The organism is Clostridium tarantellae, from assembly GCF_009295725.1.
GTDB lineage: Bacteria > Bacillota > Clostridia > Clostridiales > Clostridiaceae > Sarcina > Sarcina tarantellae.
Window position 1 is genome coordinate 1 of sequence record NZ_WHJC01000428.1, and the last position, 2,116, is coordinate 2,116.

General features: G+C 25.3%; 3 protein-coding genes. 1 reads left to right on the forward strand and 2 read right to left on the reverse strand.

The genetic code is table 11. The annotated features are described in order from the left end of the window. Nucleotides 1-219 precede the first annotated feature (219 nt). Nucleotides 220-591, forward strand: a complete 372-nt coding sequence (locus GBZ86_RS15260; protein ID WP_152892076.1) for a methylglyoxal synthase — start codon at nucleotides 220-222, stop codon at nucleotides 589-591. A gap of 93 nt (nucleotides 592-684) precedes the next feature. On the opposite strand, the gene GBZ86_RS15265 is transcribed toward GBZ86_RS15260, so the two are convergent. Both GBZ86_RS15265 and GBZ86_RS15270 read right to left on the reverse strand, forming a co-directional pair. Beyond that, the gene (locus GBZ86_RS15265; protein WP_152892078.1) at nucleotides 685-1,296 is read right to left on the reverse strand and encodes a DUF4352 domain-containing protein; all 612 of its coding nucleotides are present in this window, start codon (nucleotides 1,294-1,296) and stop codon (nucleotides 685-687) included. 45 nt (nucleotides 1,297-1,341) lie between these two features. Next, nucleotides 1,342-1,902, reverse strand: coding sequence for a DUF308 domain-containing protein (locus GBZ86_RS15270; protein WP_152892080.1), 561 nt, complete (start codon nucleotides 1,900-1,902; stop codon nucleotides 1,342-1,344). Nucleotides 1,903-2,116: the final 214 nt, after the last annotated feature.

A 2,116-nucleotide genomic window follows, 5' to 3' on the forward strand; every position in this document is an offset into this window, starting at 1 on the left:
ATATTAAAAATATTTTATTTATAATATAATTTGGATTTGTATGTAGAATTAAATCTTTATGGAAATTAAATATATTCATAATCCTATAATCATAATAAGATTTTTAAGAATTTTAGTTTAAATATAAACTATCCAATGGTTTATATTTAAACTAAAATAAATATAAAAATCTTATATATGACTAGTTTATATTTATAGATTATTGTAATAGAATAAAATATGAACATAGCATTAATTGCTCATGATGGAAAAAAACCAGAAATGATTGAGTTTGTAAAGAAGTATAAGAAAGTGTTTGAAAAATATAATTTATTTACTACTGGAACTACTGGTAAAAGGATAGAAGAAAATTTAGGTCTTAAAGTTCATAGATTATTATCAGGTCCCTTAGGTGGAGATCAACAAATAGGAGCAAAGATTGCAGTTGGAGAAATGGATTTTGTAATATTTTTTAGAGATCCACTTACAGCACAACCTCATGAGCCTGATGTAACAGCTTTAATAAGATTATGTGATGTACATAATGTTCCAGTAGCTACTAATTTAGGATCAGCAGAAGTGTTTTTAAAAGCTTTAAAAGGCAGAGAATAAAAAAATCTATTGAGCATAAATTTATGCTCAATAGATTTTTTTGTAAAGAGGTTTGTATGTATTTTATATGGTTATGATTTGAAAAATTTATAATTAATTATTAGATAAGCTGAAAGAATAAACTGTATTATTTCCACCAGTTATTAATAATAATAAATCATCCAGATTTTTGTCATTAGGTGCTTGAATTACATAAGAACCATTAATTGTTTGGCCAGCTGGAATTACATCAACAGTATTTTCACCAACTAATTTAACATTGTCTCTTTTGAATACTTTACCTTCTTTGTCTTTAACTTGTAATGCAGAAATTAATCCATCAAAATCTGCATCCTTATCACCAGTATTTTTTGCAGTCCAATTTATAGCTATAAATTTCATTCCAACTTCAGGTTGTTGATTTTCTACTTTAACTTTATCTTCTGTTAAAACACCAGTAACAGTAAAATCAATATTATTATTTAATTGAACTGTTTGACCAACTTTTATATTTTCAACATTTTCATTAGGTGCATTTGCAGCATCACCTTGATTTTCATCTGATTTAGCATTATTAGTACTTTGTTGTGATTCAGATTGTTGTTGTTCAGGTGCAGGGTTAGCTGTAGATGCTACAGTACTATTTCCACATCCTATTAATGCTGAAGAACATATTACTCCTATTCCTAAAATTAATGCTAATATTCTTTTTTTTGAATTTTTCATTAAAATCAACCTTCTTTTCTTTTTTATTTAAGTATTTAAATATTATTAATTATCTTTATTTTTTAAGCTTGATAAAGCACTTCCACCTAGGGATATTAGCATTATACCTGTAAACATTATTTCTACTGCTATTACAGTGGATACAACTATAATTGAATCTTCTGGCCATAATAGTACTAAAAATAATCCTAACACTATATCAATAATGCTTGCAAATATCATCCATCCTTTGTGAGGTATTCCACTAGCACCAGCAGCTACTATTAATTCATATATTCCTATGAAAATGTAACCCCATCCTAAAAATAAAGCCATTGATAATATACCATCTAAAGGATAAGCTATAAAACAATATCCTACATATAAGTATAACAAACCTAGTAATACATTACCTATCATTCTCCATATATGAGATCTAACATCATAGGCATGTTTAAAGGTATAAAAACCTAAAATTAATATTAGAACTCCTACAAACATTGAAAAAATTTCACTAGAAACAAATGATTCACAAAAGATTAATATTCCTAAAATTAAGAAAATAACTCCTTCTATTATTGAAGTTCTAGCATTTTTTTTTATTTCATCTTTAACTTGCACAAACATGTGTAGTCACCTCCTTAAAAAATATATACAAGTACATTATATACTTGTATATATTTTTTATCCAATTAATATATTGCCGTTAAAGTTAATATTAAGCTAAAAAATAGTATATATTTTCATTTAATGAAAAATTAATGGAAAAAAGTTTTATAAGTTCGTAAATACTTTAATTTTCTATATAATAACAAATGTCAATTACATAAAATTACATGTA

Bases quoted from the DNA above. Each gene is read 5' to 3' on its own strand.
- GBZ86_RS15260 (WP_152892076.1), top strand. From the start codon at position 220: ATGAACATAGCATTAATTGCTCATGATGGAAAAAAACCAGAAATGATT.
- GBZ86_RS15265 (WP_152892078.1), bottom strand. From the start codon at position 1,296: ATGAAAAATTCAAAAAAAAGAATATTAGCATTAATTTTAGGAATAGGA.
- GBZ86_RS15270 (WP_152892080.1), bottom strand. From the start codon at position 1,902: ATGTTTGTGCAAGTTAAAGATGAAATAAAAAAAAATGCTAGAACTTCA.